The organism is Mycobacterium yunnanensis (assembly GCF_025823185.1).
Classification (GTDB): Bacteria; Actinomycetota; Actinomycetes; order Mycobacteriales; family Mycobacteriaceae; genus Mycobacterium; species Mycobacterium yunnanensis.
Genome location: NZ_JACKVK010000005.1, coordinates 590,196 through 608,029, shown reverse-complemented (window position 1 = coordinate 608,029; position 17,834 = coordinate 590,196). Strand labels below are relative to the sequence as shown.

The following is a 17,834-nucleotide window of genomic DNA, read 5'->3' as shown; positions in this document are numbered from 1 at the left end:
CCTCAACGCCTCCAGAAACACCCCGCGCGCCGCCGCGGGAACCGTTTTGCTGCCGTGCTTGCGAAACCCCATCGAACAACACCCCTCAACCAATCAGGTGTTGCAGCGACCACTTGAGTCCGCCTCGACGAATCGCGACCCCACAGCACACTCGATGCGGGGGCGGCGCCGGGGGGATGAGACCCGGCGCCAGCCGAGCTACAGCAGGCCCAGCACCTTCAGGTCGGTGACGTACTTGACGATCACCGGCGCGGTGATGTGCGGGATGTCCTTGTCCGGCCCGATCTTGGCCTCTTGAACGGCAGCCCTGAACCGGTCGGTCGGGGCGATCGACCCGTTCATCGGATGCTCCGGGGACTGGTAGTTGTGCAGCAGCGGCAACAGCGAGGCGTTGCGCTGCTTCTCCGGCAAGCTCCGCAACGTGGTCTCGAAGCGTTGCAGCCAGTCGCCGTAGTCCTCGATGCGGCGGATCGGGTATCCCGCGTCGACGAGCCAGTCGACGAACTCGTCCATGCCGATGCCGTCGTCGTACGGGTTCATGACGTGGTAGGTCTCGAAGCCGTCCTGAACCCGAACGCCCAGAGTGGAGATCGCCTCGGCGATGAACTCCACCGGGAGGCCGTCGTAGTGCGCCCGCTGGCGCTCACCGTTCGCGCCCAACTGGTAGAACGACTGCGGCGCAACGCCGGTCGCCACCAGGCTCAGCATCATGCGGGTGAACATGTCGGGCAGGTTGAGCTGACCGGCATACGTGGTGTCGGCGAGGATCATGTCGCAGCGGAACACCGATGCCGGCAGACCGTAGTGCTCGTGGGCCTCGCGCAGCAGCACCTCTCCGCCCCACTTGCTGTTGCCGTACCCGTTGGCGTAGCTCTCGTCGACCGTGCGGGTCGCGCTGACCACGCGGACGTCGGCGTCCTCGGTGTTCTCGGCCGGGTCGATACCCGCGCCGACGGCGACCGTGGACACGTAGACGAACGGCTTGATCTTCGTCGTGAGCGCGATGCGGAGGAGCTCGGCGGTGCCGAGCACGTTCGGCGCGAACAGCTGGCTGTAGGGCAGGACGTGGTTGACGAGCGCCGCCGGGTCGACGATCAGGTCGACGGTGTCGGCCAGCCGCTGCCAGGTGGCGTCGTCGAGACCGAGGTTGGCCTCGCCCTTGTCACCGGCGAACACCTCGAGGTGGTCGGCGGCCAACGCCCGGTAGTGCTCGAGCAGTGCGGGATCGCCGCTGTCGAAGGTGTCGTCCAGCCTGCGGCGTGCCTCGTCGTCGGACTTGGCGCGCACGATGCAGATGACCTTGCCGTCGACCAGATCCATCCGTTCCAGCCATTCCAGCGCCAGGTAGCGGCCTAGGAATCCCGTTGCGCCCGTCAGCAATACGGTGCGCACCTCGGAACTGGCATGGGGTAGCGAGGCGGCCGCCGCGAGGGTGTCCGCATCGACGAACCTGTCCAGTGTCAGGTCGGCGGCACGCACCACGGTCGCGTCGCGACCATGGATCGCGTCGTAGGTGGGGCGCTTGCTGCCGCCGGTCCGCTGGGCCTCGACGTAGGCGGCGATCGACGCGAGGTCGCTCGCGGGACTGACGATCACGCCGACGGGGACGTCGACGCCGAAGATGTCGTGCAGCAGGTTGGCGAAGGTCAAGGCGGACAACGAATCCCCGCCGAGATCGGTGAACTGGGCGTCGGGCTGCACGTCGGAGGCGGCCGCACCCAGCAGCGCCGTGGCTGCGCGACCGACGGTCTCGAGGACCGGCCGGTCGGCACCGCCGTTACGCAGAGCCCGCAGTTCGCCCTCCTGGCCGTCGGCCAGGTCGGCGTACAGCTGCTCGAGTTCGGCGCCGTAACGCTCCTTGAGCCGTGGCCAGGCCAGCTTGCGGATGCCGGTCAGCAGGCCGTTCTCCGTCGTGAACGGAGTGGTCTCCACCAGAAAGTCGCGAGGAACTTCGTAACTCTGCAAGCCCGCGGTCCGCGCCGCTTCCTTGAGCGAGGCGCTGATAGCTGGCTTCAGCTCGTCTGCGCCGTAACGTGATTGGGCGTCGTCGGTGGGGACCACGACGGCCAGCAGGTATGGCCGCGCGCTGTTGCCGTAGATGTAGATCTGACGCACCAGCGGGCTGTCGGTGAACGCCGCTTCGAGCTTGGACACCGTGACGAACTCGCCCTGGGCCAGCTTGATGACGTTGTTGCGCCGGTCCAGGTACTGCACCTGGTCGGGGCCGAGCTCGGCGACGATGTCACCAGTGCGGTAGTAGCCGTCGGCGTCGAACACCTCGGCGGTGACCTCGGGCCGCTTGTAGTACCCGGGGAACAGCTGCTCGGACTTGACCAGCAGCTCGCCGCGGGGATGCGGAACGTCGGTCCCGTAGTAACCCAACTCGGGCACGTCGACGAGCTTGTAGTCGATCACCGGTGGCCGCCGGATCACGCCGTCGACGAAGACCGCGCCTGCCTCGGTCGAGCCGTAGCCCTCCAGGACGTGCATGTCGAGGAACTCCTCGACCCAGGCCTTGAGCTCGGGCGAGATGGGCGCCGAGCCGGTGAGGGCGCTGACGTAGCGCCCACCGAGCAGGCTCTGCCGCAGCTCGTCCATGGTTGCGCCGCGGTCACTTTGGCTGACGTACTCCTGGTACAGCATGTCCCAGATCCGCGGCACGAAGTTGAGCTGCGTGGGCCGGACCAGCGCGAGGTCCTCCAGCAGGGTCGACAGGTCGCTGCGGGCGGCGAAGTAGACGGTGCCGCCGCTGGCGATGCTGCCGTAGAGGATGCCGCGGCCCATGACGTGGCTCATCGGCAGGAAGGCCAGCGTGATCGCGGGCAGGACGCCCTGGTTCTCGTCCCAGTGCGAATTGGCGGCCGCGCGCCACATGTTCGCGACCTTGCTCTCCGGGTACATCGCGCCCTTGGGCGCGCCGGTGCTGCCGGAGGTGTAGACCAGCAGCGCGAGCGGGTCGTCACCCTCTCCGACGACCGACCGAGGTGCGGGCAGCGCCGCGCCGCGGTTCAGGACGTCGGCCATGGTCTCGACGACCACCGAGGTGTCCTGGAGCCGGGCCGTGGCGGCCTCGAGCGCCTCGCGCTGGTCGTCGACCTGGGGCTGGTAGTCGAACACGACGAGCCGAGCGGGCGGCGTCGCGGCGGCGAGGACGAGCTCGACCGCGTCGTCGACGTAGGTGATGCTCGACGCGATCACGACGGGTTCGGTTTCGGCAATGATCGGCTGCAGCTGGGACTGCGGAGCACTGGTCTGCAGCGGTACCGACACCGCACCGAGCTGTGAGGCGCCGGTGTCGACGACGGCGTAGTCGACGCTGGTGAAGCCCAGGACCGCGATGCGGTCTCCGGGGCGGACGGTGTCGTCATGCAGTGCGGCCGCGAACGCCTGGATGCGCTCCCAGAGCTGGCCGTAGCTGATGGTCTCGAAGCGCGGCAGCAGCTTGGCGGTGGTGCGGCCGGCGTCGGTGACGTACTCCACGGCGCGCTGACCGAGCGCGGGCCGGTCGGCGTAGCCCTCCATCACGGTGCGGACGACATCGGGCAGGCGCAGGTCGGGTTGGCCCGCAGCCTCACTGACGGCGCCATCGGGCGCTGCGGCGGCGAACTGCTCGTCGTCGGCGTACAGGTCGGCGACGCGGCGCTCGTGGCGCGCTTCGCGGCTGTTGTTCGACATGGAAGACCCCTTGCGATTACTGCGTTGGTGAATGGGAAGTAGAGGTGGGGAGGCGCCGTTGCCTGACCCGTCGGGTACAACGTTAGCAAAACTAAAGATATGCCCCAAACTTCTGACCTGGCAGTTTCCTGTGAGCGCGACCATGTCCCGCATTGATCATTATGCTGTCTAAGTAACCTATGGAGAGGTAGAGATGAGCCGCACCGAAGACGACACCTGGGATCTCGCGACCAGCGTGGGCACCACCGCGACGATGGTGGCGGCCGCCAGGGCGATCGCCACCCGCGACGGAGCGATCGACGATCCATTCGCCGAACCGTTGGTCCGCGCGGTGGGTGTGGACTTCCTCACCCGGTGGGCCAGTGGCGACCTCAGCGGATCCGACGTCGACGCTGGCGAGGGCGGCTGGGGGCTGGCGCAGATGCCCGCGGCGATGGCCGCCAGGACGCGGTACTTCGACGAGTTCTTCGCCGACGCAGCCGCCGCCGGAATCCGGCAGGCCGTCATCCTGGCCTCCGGTTTGGACGCCCGCGCCTACCGGCTGCAGTGGCCGGCGGACATGACGGTATACGAGATCGACCAGCCGGCCGTCATCGAGTTCAAGTCCACGACACTGGCCGGCCTGGGCGCCGAACCCACCGCCGAGCGGCGCGCGGTGGCGGTCGACCTGCGCGACGACTGGCCCGCGGCGCTCGAGGCCGCCGGCTTCGACGCGAGCCAGCCGTCGGCGTGGATCGCCGAGGGCCTGTACGGCTACCTGCCACCCGAGGCGCAGGACCGGCTGCTCGACGCCGTCACCACGCTCAGTTCGCCGGGTAGCCGGCTGGGCAGCGAGGCCGTGCCGAACACCGCCGCGTTCGACTCGGAGGAGATGCGCGAACGCATGCAGCAGTCCACGGCCAAGTGGCGTGAGCACGGGTTCGACCTCGATTTCAGCGATCTCACCTTCGTGGGCGAGCGCAACGACGTCGCCGAGTACCTCGCCGCCCGCGGCTGGTCGTCGGTGGCGACGCCGATGGACGAGCTCCTGCAGACGCACGGCTTCGACGCGATCCCGAAGGCCGATGACGACGACGACGCTCCCACCATGAGCGGCGTCACCTACATCACGTCGACCAGGAACTGACCGGCCCGAACTGGGGATCAGGCCGCCGCGCGGGCGGCCTCGATCTCGAGTTCGGCGGCGTAGGCGCCCTCACCGCGCCCCAGCGAGAAGGTCGCCGCGGTCATGGCGCCCACGGCGAGCACGAGGGCGAGCAGTTCGACGCCGTCGACGTCGAGTTCCTCACCGAGCAGCAGGGCACCGAGGGCCACCGCGACGATGGGTTCCAACACGAGCATCGCCGGCACGGAGGTCTGCAGCGCACCGGCGTGGAAGGCGGACTGCTGCAGCAGCGTCGCGATGATGCCGAGCGCGATCAGTGCATAGGGCGCCGGCGTCGCCAGCAGCCCCATAGGCCCCCGCTCGTCGAGCAGGTGCATGACGTACTTGGTGAGCACGGCGACCGCCCCGAAGAGCACGCCGACGCCGACGGCGAACAGCACCGCCCGACGTGCGCCCTCCAACCGCCGGGCGACGAGGATGCAGGCCATGATCAACACGACGCAGCCGAGCGACACGACGGCCGACGTCACCAGCGACGCGGGCCGGTCCGGCGGACCGGGGCGGGCCAACAGCACGAAGAAGGCCAGCGACACCGTCAGCAGCGCCGCCCACAGCCACTCTCGACGGGTCACCCGCCGGCCCGCCAGCCGCGCGCTCAGCGGCAGGGCGAACAGCAACGCCGACACCAGAAGTGGCTGGACGACGATCAGGGACCCCTTGACGAGCGCCAACGCCTGAAACACGTAACCGGCGACGGCGACCCCGGTGCCCGCCCACCACAACGGGCGCCGCAGCAGGGTCGCGAACATGCGGGTGCTGACGCTTTGATCGGCTGGCACGTCCATCGTGGCCCGCTGCCGCACGACGATCCCGACGGCCATGCACACCGCCGAGCACAGCGCGAGAAGGACGACCAGTCCATGGCCCAACAACGTCCTCGGCACCCTTCATCGGCGATGTGACCCAACCCGTCACTACACCGTAGAGGTGTCGCCAACCGGCTTCGACCCGAGACTCCTCGCCAGGGCCCTGAGCTGCGGTGACGTCGGCGGTCGGAATCGACCGCGCCGCTATTGCAGGCGCGCCAGGTTCTCCACCGACCGCTTGACGTCACCCTTGATCACCCGCGCGACGAGCGCACCCACCGGACCGTTGAGCACCGCGCCACTGAGGTCGGCGACGAGGTGGAACGTCGTGCCGGGCTGATCGTCGCGGATGTCGGTGCGCAGCGAGATCTGAACGCCGCCGAAGCCCTTGCCGCACATCTCGATGCGGTGGGGCTCGTCGTAGTTGGTCACCTCCCAGTGGATGGTGTTGCGGAAGCCCTTCACCTTGATCAGCGAGGACACCGTGGTGCCCTTCTCGATGACCTCGGGCACCGGGCTTCGCCACCCACCGAAGATGGTCAGCCACTCGTCGAACCGACCGAGGTCGGACGCCAACTTCCACGCGTTGTCGGGTGAGAGCTTGGACTTAACCGAAACGTCGACGCTGGCCATGGGTCACTTCTTACCCGACCTTGGCTGGTTCTACCCCGCGGGCGGGGCAGGCGGTGCCGGTGCCGGGGCCGGCGGCGCCACGCCGACGCCGAGCACCCGGAGCAGGTCGGGCTTCATCGCCTGCAGCTGGGCGCCCCAATAGCCCCAGCTGTGGGTGCCGTCGTTCGGGAAGTTGAACACCGCGTTGCGACCGCCCAGGGCCAGGTACTGCTTCTGGAAGTCCTTGTTGGTGTTGATGGTGATGTTCTCCAGGAACTGGGCGCTGTACTGCACGCCGAAGTCGCCCGCAGAGTCCAGGTCGGAGGTCCGGCCGTTGCCGCAGTAGACCCAGATGGCGGTGTTGTTGGCGACCAGCGTCGGCAGGTTGACCATGGGATCGTTGCGCCGCCAGGCCGGATCGCTGGACACGCCCCACATGTCGGTCGCGTTGTACCCGCCCGCGTCCTTCATGGCGAAGCCGATCATGGTTGGCCACAGACCGGCCGACGGGTTCAGGAAGCCCGACAGGGACCCGGCGAAGATGAACTGCGACGGGTAGAACGCGGCGAGGTTGAGGGCGGCGCCGCCCGACATCGACAGCCCGACCACCGCGTTGCCCGTGGGCGAGATGCCCTTGTTGGCCGCGAGGTAGGCCGGCAGCTCCTGGGTCAGGAACGTCTCCCACTTGTAGGTGGAGGTGCCGTTGCTGCCCTTGGCAGGCTGATACCAGTCGCTGTAGAAGCTGGACTGCCCGCCGACGGGCATGACCACCGAGAGCCCGGATTGGTAGAACCACTCGAACGCCGGGGTGTTGATGTCCCAGCCGCTGAAGTCGTCCTGCGCGCGGAGACCGTCGAGCAGGTAGACCGCGTGCGGTCCGCCGCCCTGGAACTGGACCAGGATGTTGCGGCCCATGGCCGCCGAAGGCACCTGCAGCCCCTCGACGGGCAGACCGTCGCGCGAGAACGCCGACGCGGTCGGCAGCAATCCGACGGGGCCCACCACGCCCGGCATCATCGCGACGAGGAATGCGGAGACGGCGAGCCGCCGCGCCCACCGGCGTCGGAACCCACCAACGATCGTCGCCAACACGGCTGCATCCCATCTGTTCGAATAATCCGTTCAGCGCAAGCTAGCAGCGCTGAAACGCTGCGCCGCGCCGCCCACGCGCGGTGTAATCGGCTCGTTATCAACGGGTTCCGGAAGCGACGACACGCCCTGGGATGTGAGCCACCCGATCGGGGACTGTGAGACACGAGTGAATAACCTGTGAATTGACGCGTAGAACATGCAAGGTGGCGTACGCCACGGCACACTCAGTGCGCACACACGAAGGAGCATGATCATGTCCGTTACCGGTTCTCCCGCCCCGACGTCCTCGGGACGTCTCGCACGCCGCCTCACCGGTGGAGCGCTGCTCGCCGGCGGCCTGATCGGCACCACCCTGTTCGGAGCGTTGCCGTCGGCGTTCGCCAACGAGGATCCCGCCCTGAACCCGCCCAACTGCTCCGCGGCCGACCTCGAGGGCGTGCGGGCCGGCGTCGACGCGTCGACCTCGGCATACCTGTTCACCCACCCCGATTACAACTACTTCGTCACCAGTCTCGAGGGGCTGCCGAAGGACCAGGTGCACAAGCAGATGCAGGACTACCTCAACGCGCACCCGGACACCAAGAACGACATCACCGGCATCCGCCAGCCGCTGCTGGACATCAAGAACCGCTGCGGCGGCACGCCCTAGCTAGCCGACGCCTGCCAGCAGGCTCGTCGCCCGCCACCACACCAGGGCGACGAACGCCAGCAGCAGGACGACCGACACCGCGGTCTCGATCGAGACCCGGTTCTGGCGCGGCGCGTAGGCGTACAGCGCGCCGAGCGCAGCTCCGGTGAGCAGGCCGCCGACGTGGCCCTGCCAGCTGATCGACGGCACCACGAACGTGATGACCAGGTTGATCACGATCAGCCCGGCGATCCAGCGCATGTCGAAGTTCAGCTTGCGCGACAGTGCGAGCGTGGCGCCGAACAGGCCGAAGATCGCGCCCGAGGCACCGAGGGTCGGCACGTTGACCGGCGTCAGCAGGAACACCAGCACCGAGCCGCCCAGTGCGCTCAAGAAGTACAGGACGACGAATCGGGTGCGGCCCAGCCACCGTTCCAGCGCGGGGCCGATGACCCACAGCGCCCACATGTTGAACAGGATGTGGGTGGGTCCGTCGTGCAGGAACGCCGAGGTCAGCAGGCGGTAGTACTGGTCGTAGGCGACGACGCCGGCGGGCCAGAGGAACAGGGCCTGCTGCAGCCCGGGGACGGCCATTTGCAGGATGAACATCACCACGTTCGCGGCGATCAACGCGTAGGTGACGACGGGGGTGGCGCCGAGGTTGCGCTTGGGTCGGCGCACCGACTTGGCGCCGTCGTCGACGCAGTTGGGGCACTGGTGCCCGACCGACGCGGACCGCATGCAGTCGGGGCAGATGGGGCGATGGCACCGCGTGCAGCTGACGTAGGTGGCCCTGTCGGGGTGCCGATAGCAGGTCGGCGGTGCCGACGGCGCGCTAGGAGGGCCTGGAGTGCTCACGCCTCACAGTGTTCCATCAGCGCGCGGGTCCTCAGAAGCGCCACAAGGCCTCCTGAGTCGTGCTGGCGACCAGTGACCCGGCGCCGTCGTACATCGCGCCGACGACCAGGCCGCGGGAGTCGCTGTTGTTGAGTGACCTGACCTCGTAGCGGTGCCATTCGTGGGGCAGGAACGGGCGGTGGAACCAGACTGCGTGGTCGAGGCTGGCGGCGTATCCGCTGCCAGCGTCCACGGGGACGCCGGGCGGCCGCGCCACCGGCACCGGCCCGAAGTCCGACATGAAGGTCAGCGCGCACGCCTGCACCAGCGGTGAGTCGTCGATGCGGGCCTTGGTGCGGATCCAGAACGGCGGCACCGCGAACGGCGAGTCGTCGTCGGGGGTCACCCGCATCTCGAATCGGCCCGCGAAGCCGAGGTCGGGGGTCTTGGGCACCGCGGCCTCGAATTCGATGCCTGCCGGCGGGGTCGGGTGCCAATCGGCGCCCGCCTCGGGCCGGTGGAACGACGCGATCATCTCGAGGATGGTCTTGCCGTGCTGCACCGCGGTGACCTGCCGGGTGTCGAAGGATCGGCCGTCGCGGGTGCGGACCACGTTCAGCTCGACGTCCACGCCGTACTCGCCGCCGCGCACGAAGTACAGGTGCAGCGACTGCGGATGCTTGTCCGGCGCGACGGTGGCCCCTGCGGCGGCCAGCGACTGGGCGGCGATCAGCCCACCGAACAAGCGGGTGCCGGGTCCGGCGGCCGGCTGCGGCGCGCGGAACACGTCGCCGTCGCGTTCGAAGTCGAGAAGTCGGGCCATCCAGCTCGGTCGGTCGGGCTTGACACCTGTCATGGGTTGGTCAGCGTAGCGGGCGACCCCGCCCGGGATGCCCGACGTACCGGTCCAGTACGAGCACGTAGGCCGCGACGACGGCGAGCGGAGCCACCAGCGGCACCCACGGCAACGCGAACGGGACGGTGGCACCGAGGACGGCCACGACCGACGCACCGAGTGCGCCCAGCACCGTGGGCATGGTGAGCGCCGCGGCGGCGTCGCCATCGGCATGCCGCACGACGAGGTAGCCGGCCGCCGCAAGGCCGGCGATGCCGGCGACCACCGGGTCGGGTTCGGACAGGGCCAGCGCAGCGATGACGGCGACGACCGCCATCGTCGCGGCCAGCGGCACCAGCAGTCCGAGGACGACCGCCGCACCGGCCACCGCCGACAGCACTAGCGCGGGCCCCGCGCTCGCCAGCGTGCCAGCGGCCACCATGAGCAGACCGAAGGCCAGGGCCAGAGGGCGTGTCACGTCACCTCCTCGCCGTGGCGCGCCGACGTCGTCGTGGAACGAGCCCCATCACCTGGTCGAGCGTGCCGTCGGTGGACCACCCGATGACGTCGACGCCGATCGTGCGCATGTCGCGATACATGAAAGCCCTTTGCATGGACCACATTCGGGCGATCAGGGGGTCGTCGAGATCCTCGAACGGTGCGCCGTCGAGGACGTCGACTGCGACCACCACGTGCCCGCGGCGGCACAGGTCGATCAGTGCCAGCGCGAAGTCGGTGTCGAGCAGCGTGGAGAACGCCACGACCACGGCGCCCGGCGGCAGGGCGGCGCGCGGGGCCAGCGTGCCCGGGGTGGTCTCGTGGCCGTCACCCGCCCCGAGGATGGCGTCGAGCACCCGGTAGAACTGGCGCCGGCCGATGTCGGCGCCCAGCCAGCGGGTCCGGCCGCCGAGCGCGACGACCCCGGCCCGGTCGCCGTTGCGCAGCGCGCTCTGCACCACCTGGACGGCGCCGCGCATCGTGCGCTCGGTGGCGTCGGTGGCGGGTCCGGGCGGCTGGTCGTGACGGTCGACGAGCACGACGACGTCGGTGGCGCGTTCGCTGAGCCGTTCGGTGACGTGCAAGCTGCCGCGGCGGGCGCTGACCGGCCAGTTGACGGTGCGCAGCTGATCCCCCGGCACGTAGGCCCGGATGCCGCCGTATTCGACGCCCCGGCCGACGTGCCTGGTGAGGTGGGTGCCGAGACGGTCGAGCAGCTCGGTTCGCGGCAAACCGGTCGACTGCGCCGGGGCGACCGGGAACGCGAACACCTCCCCGGCCGTCACCCACGTGGTCGCCGCCGCGCCGGTCAGCAGACCGCCCCTGCCCGCCACCGTCACCCGCACCCGCACCGGGTACCGACCCCACCGCGGCATCGACGCCACGATCTGCAACCGGCCCGACGGCCCGCGGTCGACCTGCAGCGCCGCGCCGGGGGGCGTCTCGACCAGCAGACGCACGGGCGATCCGTCGTCGGCCTCGGCCCACAGTTCGAGTCGGACCTCTTCGTCCTCGAAGCAGCGCACCAGGCCGGGTTCGGCGTACACGCGGACCGCCGGCGTCGATCGCTGCCAGCCCAGCGACACCAGCACCCCGACGAGCGGGGCGGCGACGACCACCAGCTGCCACCGCGCGTCGATCAGCGCCGCCGCCAACGCCACCGCCGCACACGAGGCCAGTGAGAGCGCGAGGTTCGATGCCCGCCAACGCAATTCGACGTCGACCGAACGGGTGTCGATCACGTCGCCCCGCGGGCTCGCGGCACCGGCAGCCGGCGCAGCAACTCCTCCACCACGTCGGTGGTGCGCACCTGCCGCACCCACATCTCCGGTCGCAGACTGATCCGGTGCGCCATGGCGGGCACGGCCAGTGCCTTGACGTCCTCGGGGATCACGTAGTCGCGGCCGAGCAGCAGAGCCCGGGCCCTGGCCAGTTGGACGAGGTCCAGCTCGGCGCGCGGACTCGCGCCGACGGCCACCTGGGGGTGCTGGCGGCTGGCCGCCGCCAACGACACGACGTACTGCAGGACGTCGTCGTGCACGGTGACCTCCTCGACCGACTCACGCATGGCGAGGAGGTCGTCGGCGTCCACCACCTGGGCGACGGCGGCCTCGGCAGACCCGCGATCGAGCCGGCGCCGCAACATCGACGCCTCGTCCCGCTCGGTCAGATAGCGCAGTTCCAGCCGGATGGTGAACCGGTCGAGTTGCGCCTCCGGCAGCGGATAGGTGCCCTCGTATTCGATGGGGTTGTCGGTGGCCAGCACGATGAAGGGGTCGGGCAGGTGGTGGGTGATTCCGTCGACGCTCACCTGTCGTTCGGCCATCGCCTCGAGAAGCGCGGCCTGCGTCTTGGGCGGGGTCCGGTTGATCTCGTCGGCCAACAGCAGGTTGCTGAAGATGGGGCCGGGGCGGAATTCGAAACGCCCCGACTGCATGTCGTAGATCGTCGAGCCCAGCAGGTCGGCGGGTAGCAGGTCGGGGGTGAACTGCACCCGGGTGAACTCCAGTCCCAGCGCCGCGGCGAAGCACCGTGCGATCAGCGTCTTGCCAAGGCCGGGAAGGTCTTCGATGAGGACGTGCCCCCGCGCCAGCAGCGCCGTCTGGATCAGGGTCAGCGCGGGCCGTCGGCCGACGACGACGCGCTGGATCTCGTCGAGGACGGCCTCGCAGCGCGCGGCGGTGGTGGTCACCGGCAGGCTCATATTCCCTCCAGTCGCCGCAGCACGTCGTCGAGCACGGCCCGACCGGGGCCGGGTTCCTCGACGCCGGTGCGGGACACGTTGTCCGGGTCGACCCACGGCCACAGCTGCTCACCGAACAGCGCGACGGCCGTGGCGCGAAACACCCTCGGGTCCTTGCCCTTACGGGCACCGGTGGCGAGTTCGAACTGCCGTGCCAGCATGGGACGCAGGTACTTGTCCCAGTCCGAGCGGGTGGAATCGGCACGGGCGATCATGATTTCGGTCTTGGACCGCCACCGACGCAACGTCTCGGCCGGGTCGCGGGCGCGGGAGTCGTCCACGGCCACCCCGACGTCGCGCACCACCAACCAGCGCAGCGTCAGCAGCGCCACGGTGGCCGCGGCGGCACCCATCCACAGCGCGACGTGCCGGTCGGGGTGCGCCAGCGCCAGCAGCTGGACCCCGAGCACCACCACGACGGCCGCCGCACCAATCCGGTTCACACCCGGCTCCGAAGCTCGTCGAGCACCGCGGTGAGCACCGCGACCGCCGCGTCGCGATGGCCCTCGTCCATGACGTGGGGGCTGAAGCGCGCCTCTTCGAAGAGCGCGACCAGCTGGGTGGCGCTGTCGGGGGCGAGGGCGTGATGGTCGACCGCGCGGGCCAAGACCTCCGAGGCCGTGTCGAAGTCGCGCGGGGCCGCCTCGGGTAGCAGCGACAGCCGTCGTTCCATGGCGGCATAGCAGGCGATGATCGCCTTGCGCGGCTCTCGACTGAGGTCCTCGACCTCGGCAAGGCCGACTTCGGCTGCCAGAGCCAGGGATTCGGCTCTGGTACCGGCCGCGGCATCGGAGGGTCCGACATCCGGAACGGCCTCAGACGGGACGGTGCGCCGACGGCTGGCGACGATCGTGCCGACGGTCAGGACGACGAGGAAGACACCCGTCGCGGCGTAGAAGTAGGTCAGCAGGTTCGTCCCGGGCTCGTCGTCCGCCACCGGGGTCGCCGCCCCCGCGCTCCCGCCGGTTTCGGGTGGCGCCGACTCCGCCGGCGCGGTCGTCGCTCCGGTGCCGTCGGCGTCGTCCCCCAGCCCCACGGTCAGCCGGCTCAGCGCCGCGTAGGCCAGCAGGACGCCGACCAGGACGGCCACCCCGATCAGCACGATCCGCCAGGTCGGCCGCCCGCGGTTCTCCCGCAGCCAGTCCGGTCGGTCGGCCACCCGCGCCGGGGTCAGGGTGCGGTTGCGCAAGCGGGTGAGCACCGCGGTCGCCACGACGGCGACCGAGGCGAGCAGCAGACCGACGACGACGGCCGTCACCACCGGACTATCCGACGACGGCCGCCGCGGGCCAACCTGCGCCCCCGGCACGTAACCGCGCAGTGCTGCCGCGGCCACGAAGATCAGCGCGACCAGCACGGTCACGGAAGTGATGCTGCGTGTCCTCGGCCGAGGCTGCACGTCTTCGACGCTACAAGAACCTGCCCGATGGCCGGGGCGTTGCGGGCAGAACGTCAGAAGGCGGACTCAACCCGGTTCAGGGCCGGATGACCGACACCGCAAAACCGTCCCAGCCCTTGGTGCCGACCGTCTGGATGGCGGCGGTGTCCAGGCGTGGATGCTCACCCATCATCGCGAACATGTCGCGCACCGCCTGGGCCTGACGGTCCTCGGGCGCGGGGTTGAGCACCCGGCCGAAGCGGGCGACGTTGTCGACCACCAAAAGCGCTCCGGGAGTGGCCAATTCGACCGCCCAGTTCACGTACGCCACGTTGTTCTCCTTGTCGGCGTCGACGAAGAACATGTCGAAGGTCTCGCCCCGCTCGGCCAGCGTCGGCAGGGTGTCAAGAGCGGCGCCGACGATGATCTCGACCCGGTCGCCGACGCCAGCGGCGGCCAGGTTGGCCCGGGCCACCTCGGCGTGGCGCGGCTCGTACTCCAGCGTGACGACGCGACCACCGGGCCCGACGCCACGCGCCAACGCGATGGTGCTGTACCCGGCCAAGGTGCCGATCTCCAGCACCCGAGTGGCGCGGCTGAGCGTGGCCAGCAGCGTCAGCAGCTTGGCGTGCTGCGCGGATACCTCGATGGCGGGCATGCCCGCGGCAACGGCACTCTCGCGCGCGGCGGCCAACACGGAGTCCTCGGTGTGCAACAACTCGCCGTACATCGCGTCCAGGGCGCGCGGATCGGGTTCGTCCATGGCTGGCTACCGTACGCCTTCTTTGGCATAGGTCACCCGCAGCACGTGGCCCACCTCGGGACCCATCACCGCCTCGGTCAACTCGCAGAACGCGGCGACGAATTCGGGTCCGTGCGGCGGCTCGCAGCGGCACAGGTGGTGGGCGATCTCGTGCAGCACCACCAATTCCCTTAGTGCCCAAGTGCTTTGCCGATCGGGCACGGCGATGGTCGCCACCCCGCCGTCGTACTCGTAGTGCGCGGCGGTGACACCGCGCCGGGCACGGACCGCCAGCGGTTCGGCCGCCGGCCAGCGCGATCGCACCGCGCCCAGGGCCAGCACCTCGCCGACGTAGTCGCGCACCGAGTCCGTCGATCCGAATCGCGCCTCCGGGGGCAGGGTCAGCTGGGTGCCGAAGAAGTCGACGGTCCTGGTGCCCCGTTCGGAGGCACGGTCGAACAACGTCCGCACGAACTGCTCGGCGGCGTAGACCTTGGAGCGTTGCGAGTCGCGGGGCACCTACCGGTCCAGGGGCTTTCGCGCACCGGCCAGCTCGGTGCTCGGCCCAAGGCGGGCCCGTCGTCCGGCCCGGTCACCGGCCCGCCGGGCCGCCGACGAGTAGCCCGCCGAGGCGCTGCTGGCCCGCCACGTGCCGCGCGCCTTGGACGCCGACCGGTAGAAACTCTTCAGTTCGACGTCCTTGTTGCGCAAGGCGACCGCGGTGCCGGGCTGGTGGTCCCGACCCGTGGTGGCGGCCTGCCTGGCCTCGTCGCGTGCCTCCGCCAGCCGTTGCCCGACCCGCCCGCCGAACGCCAGGTGGAAGTTCAGCCGGGCGGTGATCGTCGCGGTCGGCCGGTGCGCACCGCTGGCGATGTAGGCGTCCGAGGCCTTCACCATCTGCACCACCAGGCTGGCGTAGAGCGCATGCGTGGCGTCGATGTCCTCGGCGAATCCGTACGCGTAGACGAACGTCGAATTGGACGCGACGTCGCATTTCACGTCGTTGGCCAAGGCGATGGCCACGAACAGCTGGACGTAGGTTCGCAGGCCCTTGCTGCCCGCCTCGCCGATGGTGATGGTGCGCTGCACGGGTGTCTGTGCGGCGGTGCGAGTCGCCGAGTGGGCCCTGGCCACCGCGAGGTCGATCGACGTGGTGGTGGCCAGCCGCTGGGCAGCCGACATGAAAGCCTCGGCCTCGTGCGGGTTCTCGGTGTTCTCGGCCTGGCGCAGCAGCGCGGCGATCCGCGCCAGCATCTTGTCGTCACTCATGCGCGATCCCGATTCTCGCTGTTCGTCATGGCTGCGCACGCTAGGGCACCCCCACGACGCGCACGTGCAGTGGTGGTCCAGCGCGGTGTCATCCGTCCACACCCCGGCGTTGGTCCACAGACGCCGAAGTCTACTTGGCCACGAACCCGTCCAGCGCGGTCAGCAGTTGAGCCGAGAGCGGATCCTTCTTCGAGTAGTTGCCGACGTTGTCGGTGGGATCGTCACGCAACACGTGGTTGACCCCGGTCAGCCGCACGACGGTCAGCGCAGTGTGGGCGAGCGCGTCGAACATCGGTTGCTCGGCGGGGCAACTGGCCTGGCTGTCGGAGTCCGAACAGGTGGCCAGCACGGGCATCCCCGCCGGAAGTGCCTTAGCGAGTTCGAGCGGGTCGATCGCGTCGGCCTCGACCACCGCGCCCACGTTCGACGGGTTGAGGATGGCCCCGAGCCCCTCGGGCAGCTTGGCAGGCGCCGTGCGCTTGGTGCGCGCCTCGACGACGGCGGCGTTCCACGTCGCCAGCACCTCGTCGGACTGCTGTTGCGTCTTGGCCCCGGCCTTGACGTCGGCGTCCAGACCGGTGCGGACGCGGCCGGTGATGATGTCTAGGTAGCGGCCGGCCAGTGGTGCGAACAGACCCAGGGAGTGAATCTTCGGCGCGTCGGGTGCGGCGTCGACGGCCAGTGACATGGCGTGCACGGTGCCCTCGCCGAGCGCGTAGACCGAGAGGTGCGCACGGTCTACCCCCGGCTGGCCGGCGAGGTACCGGACCGCGGCCTTGGCACCGAGGTCGTACACCGCGCTGCCGACCTCGGCCGGTCGCAGCGCATACGGCCCGAGCCCGGTCTTGCCGGTGCCCACCTTGTCGTAGCGCAGCGTGCTGATTCCCTTGCCGGACAAGTACTCGGCGAGCTGTCGCATGTTGCCGACCGGCCCGGCGACCGCGTTGTCCCCGTTGCGGTCGGTGTTGCCGCTCTCGGAGATCAGCAGCGCCGCGGGTCCGGGCTTGGCGTCGGCCAGATGGCGGAACGTGCCGTAGATGGTCAGCCCGTCGGCGGTGAAGCTGACGTCGTCCTCGACCCAGCCCTGGCGCGGGGCCGCCGTGGGGGCTCCGTCACCGCCGCCGGACGAGCAGCCCGCGACGAGCAGCAGTGCGGCGAGCAGGCCGAGCAGTGCTCTCACAGGTGGACCTCGATCCAGGACACCACGTCGTCCAGCACCACCGCGCGCTCCGGCTCGTTGAACACTTCGTGGTACAGCTCGGGGTAGACCTTGAGGTTGACGTCGGTCGAGCCGACGCATTCGACGAGCCGGCGGCTGCCGTCGACCGACACCAGTGAATCCTTGCCTCCGTGGACCACCAACAGCGGAGCCGTCAACGCCGCCGCACGTCGAGGCATGGTCTCGCCGACCCCGATGAGCGCCTTGGCGATACCCGCCGGGAGCTTGCCGTGGTGCACCAGGGGGTCGGCCTCGTAGGCGGCGACGACGTCCGGGTCGCGCGACACCGCGTCGGCGGGCAGGTCCTCCACCGGCAGTCCCGGCACCACGCTGCCGACCACCTTGGCCACGGCGACCATCACCGGCGAGACACCGTCCTGGGCGTATACCGCCGGCCCGGACAACACCATCGCGGCGTAGTCGTCAGGATGCTCGACGCCATAGGTGAAGACCACGCCGCCACCCATGCTGTGGCCCAGCACCACGCGCTTGAGCTCGGGATGAGCAGCGGTGGCGATGCCCACCAGGTGGTGGAAGTCGTCGGTGTACTCGGAGATGTTCCTGAGGAAGACCCGCTTGCCCCCGGATCGGCCGTGTCCGCGCAGGTCGATTGCGTAGGTGATGAGACCGCCCTCGCCGAAGCGCTGGGCGACGTGGTCGTAGCGCCGCGCGTGCTCGCCGAAGCCGTGGCACAGGATCACCACGCCGAGGGGCTCGACGGGGGGCGTCCACACGTCGTACACGATTCGAGTGCCGCCGACACCGTCGAAGCTGCGTTCGCTGTGGGAAGTGGCCATCAGGGGAGACTAGCGGGCCACGCTGGACGTTCCAGACGA

The 17,834-nt window shown here is 69.7% G+C and carries 18 protein-coding genes; 2 read left to right on the top strand and 16 right to left on the bottom strand.

The features are described from left to right. Positions 1 to 198: 198 nt before the first annotated feature. Positions 199 to 3,675 carry a carboxylic acid reductase gene (gene car, locus H7K45_RS10090; protein ID WP_263995635.1) on the bottom strand — a complete coding sequence of 1,159 codons (3,477 nt, stop codon included), beginning with the start codon at positions 3,673 to 3,675 and terminating at the stop codon, positions 199 to 201. A gap of 193 nt (positions 3,676 to 3,868) precedes the next feature. Here car and H7K45_RS10085 point away from each other — a divergent pair, with 193 nt between their 5' ends. After that, positions 3,869 to 4,801 carry an SAM-dependent methyltransferase gene (locus tag H7K45_RS10085; RefSeq protein ID WP_263995634.1) on the top strand — a complete coding sequence of 311 codons (933 nt, stop codon included), beginning with the start codon at positions 3,869 to 3,871 and terminating at the stop codon, positions 4,799 to 4,801. Positions 4,802 to 4,818: 17 nt separating this feature from the next. On the opposite strand, the gene H7K45_RS10080 is transcribed toward H7K45_RS10085, so the two are convergent. The 3 genes from H7K45_RS10080 to H7K45_RS10070 form a co-directional block, all read right to left on the bottom strand. Further along, positions 4,819 to 5,712 (bottom strand): DMT family transporter, encoded by an 894-nt coding sequence (locus H7K45_RS10080; protein WP_263995633.1) that lies wholly within the window; start codon positions 5,710 to 5,712, stop codon positions 4,819 to 4,821. A gap of 138 nt (positions 5,713 to 5,850) precedes the next feature. After that, positions 5,851 to 6,279, bottom strand: a complete 429-nt coding sequence (locus H7K45_RS10075) for a type II toxin-antitoxin system Rv0910 family toxin (RefSeq protein ID WP_263995632.1) — start codon at positions 6,277 to 6,279, stop codon at positions 5,851 to 5,853. Positions 6,280 to 6,309: 30 nt separating this feature from the next. Beyond that, positions 6,310 to 7,275, bottom strand: a complete 966-nt coding sequence (locus H7K45_RS10070) for an esterase family protein (protein WP_263995667.1) — start codon at positions 7,273 to 7,275, stop codon at positions 6,310 to 6,312. A gap of 328 nt (positions 7,276 to 7,603) precedes the next feature. Here H7K45_RS10070 and H7K45_RS10065 point away from each other — a divergent pair, with 328 nt between their 5' ends. Then, positions 7,604 to 7,999, top strand: coding sequence for a heme-binding protein (locus H7K45_RS10065; RefSeq protein ID WP_263995631.1), 396 nt, complete (start codon positions 7,604 to 7,606; stop codon positions 7,997 to 7,999). Here the strand turns inward: H7K45_RS10065 and H7K45_RS10060 are convergent, their stop codons facing one another. The 12 genes from H7K45_RS10060 to H7K45_RS10005 all read right to left on the bottom strand — a co-directional run bounded on the left by H7K45_RS10060 (position 8,000) and on the right by H7K45_RS10005 (position 17,795). Continuing rightward, the gene (locus H7K45_RS10060) at positions 8,000 to 8,836 is read right to left on the bottom strand and encodes a rhomboid family intramembrane serine protease (protein ID WP_263995630.1); all 837 of its coding nucleotides are present in this window, start codon (positions 8,834 to 8,836) and stop codon (positions 8,000 to 8,002) included. Positions 8,837 to 8,867: 31 nt separating this feature from the next. Further along, positions 8,868 to 9,671: an acyl-CoA thioesterase gene (locus H7K45_RS10055; RefSeq protein ID WP_263995629.1), complete on the bottom strand. Its 804-nt coding sequence runs from the start codon at positions 9,669 to 9,671 to the stop codon at positions 8,868 to 8,870. A gap of 7 nt (positions 9,672 to 9,678) precedes the next feature. Further along, positions 9,679 to 10,128, bottom strand: coding sequence for a hypothetical protein (locus H7K45_RS10050; RefSeq protein ID WP_263995628.1), 450 nt, complete (start codon positions 10,126 to 10,128; stop codon positions 9,679 to 9,681). Between the two features lies 1 nt (position 10,129). Further along, a complete protein-coding gene (locus tag H7K45_RS10045; RefSeq protein ID WP_263995627.1) occupies positions 10,130 to 11,389 on the bottom strand; it encodes a DUF58 domain-containing protein in 1,260 nt (419 codons plus the stop codon). After that, a complete protein-coding gene (locus tag H7K45_RS10040) occupies positions 11,386 to 12,351 on the bottom strand; it encodes an AAA family ATPase (protein ID WP_263995626.1) in 966 nt (321 codons plus the stop codon). Before H7K45_RS10040 ends, H7K45_RS10045 begins: the two co-directional genes overlap by 4 nt. Further along, the gene (locus H7K45_RS10035; protein WP_263995625.1) at positions 12,348 to 12,833 is read right to left on the bottom strand and encodes a hypothetical protein; all 486 of its coding nucleotides are present in this window, start codon (positions 12,831 to 12,833) and stop codon (positions 12,348 to 12,350) included. Before H7K45_RS10035 ends, H7K45_RS10040 begins: the two co-directional genes overlap by 4 nt. Next, positions 12,830 to 13,753, bottom strand: a complete 924-nt coding sequence (locus H7K45_RS10030; protein ID WP_263995624.1) for a DUF4129 domain-containing protein — start codon at positions 13,751 to 13,753, stop codon at positions 12,830 to 12,832. Before H7K45_RS10030 ends, H7K45_RS10035 begins: the two co-directional genes overlap by 4 nt. A gap of 112 nt (positions 13,754 to 13,865) precedes the next feature. Next, complete coding sequence (locus H7K45_RS10025; RefSeq protein ID WP_263995623.1) at positions 13,866 to 14,531, bottom strand: O-methyltransferase; 666 nt, start codon at positions 14,529 to 14,531, stop codon at positions 13,866 to 13,868. Positions 14,532 to 14,537: 6 nt separating this feature from the next. Further along, on the bottom strand, positions 14,538 to 15,029 hold the full coding sequence (locus H7K45_RS10020; RefSeq protein ID WP_263995622.1) for a TIGR04338 family metallohydrolase: 492 nt from the start codon (positions 15,027 to 15,029) through the stop codon (positions 14,538 to 14,540). Next, the gene (locus tag H7K45_RS10015) at positions 15,030 to 15,779 is read right to left on the bottom strand and encodes a DUF2786 domain-containing protein (protein WP_263995621.1); all 750 of its coding nucleotides are present in this window, start codon (positions 15,777 to 15,779) and stop codon (positions 15,030 to 15,032) included. A 130-nt stretch (positions 15,780 to 15,909) separates the two neighbouring features. Beyond that, the gene (locus H7K45_RS10010; RefSeq protein WP_263995620.1) at positions 15,910 to 16,959 is read right to left on the bottom strand and encodes an alpha/beta hydrolase family protein; all 1,050 of its coding nucleotides are present in this window, start codon (positions 16,957 to 16,959) and stop codon (positions 15,910 to 15,912) included. Beyond that, a complete protein-coding gene (locus H7K45_RS10005; RefSeq protein ID WP_263995619.1) occupies positions 16,956 to 17,795 on the bottom strand; it encodes an alpha/beta hydrolase in 840 nt (279 codons plus the stop codon). Before H7K45_RS10005 ends, H7K45_RS10010 begins: the two co-directional genes overlap by 4 nt. Positions 17,796 to 17,834 lie beyond the last annotated feature (39 nt).

Coding starts and splice junctions, on each gene's coding strand:
- H7K45_RS10025 (WP_263995623.1), bottom strand. CDS start 14,531: ATGGACGAACCCGATCCGCGCGCCCTGGACGCGATGTACGGCGAGTTG.
- H7K45_RS10055 (WP_263995629.1), bottom strand. CDS start 9,671: ATGACAGGTGTCAAGCCCGACCGACCGAGCTGGATGGCCCGACTTCTC.
- H7K45_RS10005 (WP_263995619.1), bottom strand. CDS start 17,795: ATGGCCACTTCCCACAGCGAACGCAGCTTCGACGGTGTCGGCGGCACT.
- H7K45_RS10070 (WP_263995667.1), bottom strand. CDS start 7,275: ATGATGCCGGGCGTGGTGGGCCCCGTCGGATTGCTGCCGACCGCGTCG.
- H7K45_RS10015 (WP_263995621.1), bottom strand. CDS start 15,779: ATGAGTGACGACAAGATGCTGGCGCGGATCGCCGCGCTGCTGCGCCAG.
- H7K45_RS10040 (WP_263995626.1), bottom strand. CDS start 12,351: ATGAGCCTGCCGGTGACCACCACCGCCGCGCGCTGCGAGGCCGTCCTC.
- H7K45_RS10075 (WP_263995632.1), bottom strand. CDS start 6,279: ATGGCCAGCGTCGACGTTTCGGTTAAGTCCAAGCTCTCACCCGACAAC.
- H7K45_RS10085 (WP_263995634.1), top strand. CDS start 3,869: ATGAGCCGCACCGAAGACGACACCTGGGATCTCGCGACCAGCGTGGGC.
- car (WP_263995635.1), bottom strand. CDS start 3,675: ATGTCGAACAACAGCCGCGAAGCGCGCCACGAGCGCCGCGTCGCCGAC.
- H7K45_RS10065 (WP_263995631.1), top strand. CDS start 7,604: ATGTCCGTTACCGGTTCTCCCGCCCCGACGTCCTCGGGACGTCTCGCA.